The organism is Mesorhizobium sp. WSM4884 (assembly GCF_029625675.1).
Classification (GTDB): Bacteria; Pseudomonadota; Alphaproteobacteria; order Rhizobiales; family Rhizobiaceae; genus Mesorhizobium.
This window is the reverse complement of sequence record NZ_JARTVO010000052.1, coordinates 1-1,204: the sequence shown is the minus strand read 5'-3', so window position 1 is coordinate 1,204 and position 1,204 is coordinate 1. Positions and strand designations below refer to the sequence as shown.

General features: G+C 66.4%; 1 protein-coding gene. It reads left to right on the top strand.

Going from position 1 to position 1,204, the window contains the following annotated elements; genetic code table 11:
* The coding region (hemA, locus tag P9236_RS30620) for a 5-aminolevulinate synthase (RefSeq protein ID WP_278078206.1) at positions 1-1,204 on the top strand (1,204 nt) is incomplete at both ends.

Genomic DNA, 1,204 nt, shown 5'->3' with positions numbered 1-1,204 from the left:
ATGAATTACCAGCGGTTCTTCGAAGATGCGATCGAGCAGCTCCATGCGGAGCGGCGCTACCGCGTCTTCGCCGACCTCGAGCGCATGGTGGGCAAGTTCCCGCGCGCCATCTGGCGTTCCAATGGCCGCGCCCAGGAAATCACCGTCTGGTGCTCCAACGACTATCTCGGCATGGGCCAGAACCCGGATGTGATCGCCGCCTTCCAGACGGCGGCGGGCAAGATGGGCTCGGGCGCCGGCGGCACCCGCAACATTTCCGGCACCTCCAACCCGCTGGTCGAGCTCGAGCATGAGCTGGCCGACCTGCACGACAAGGAGGCGGCGCTGGTCTTCACCTCCGGCTTCGTCTCCAACGAGGCCTCGATCTCGACCATTGCCAGGCTTTTGCCCAACTGCCTGATCATCTCCGACGAGTTGAACCACGCCTCGATGATCGAGGGCGTGCGGCGCTCCGGTGCCGAAAAGAAGATCTTCCGCCACAACGACGTGGCGCATCTGGAGAGCTTGCTGCAGGCGGCAGGGCGCGAACGCGCCAAGCTGATCGTGTTCGAAAGCGTCTATTCGATGGATGGCGACATCGCTCCGATCCGGCAGATCGTCGAGCTCGCCGAGCGCTACAACGCCATGACCTATATCGACGAGGTGCATGCGGTGGGCATGTACGGGCCGCGCGGCGGCGGCATCACCGAGCGCGAGGGGCTTGCCGACCGCATCGACGTCATCGAGGGCACCTTGGCCAAGGCCTTCGGCACGCTCGGCGGCTACATCACCGGCACGAGCGCGGTGATCGACGCGGTGCGCTCCTATGCGCCGGGCTTCATCTTCACCACCGCGCTGCCGCCGGCGATCGCGGCGGCGGCCACCACCTCGATCCGGCATCTGAAGCGCTCGCAGGCCGAGCGCGACGCGCAGCAGCGCCAGGCGGCCAGAACCAAGCAGGTGCTTGCCGCGGCCGGGCTGCCGGTGATGGAATCGGCCACCCATATCGTGCCGGTGCTGGTCGGCGATCCCGAACTCTGCAAGATGGCGAGCGACCGTCTGCTTGGTGTCCACGGCATCTACATCCAGCCGATCAACTATCCGACGGTGCCGCGCGGCACCGAGCGGCTGCGCATCACGCCCACACCCTTCCATTCGGACGCGCTGATCGCCGAATTGCAGGACGCGCTGGTCGAGACCTGGGACGCGCTCGGCATCCCCTACG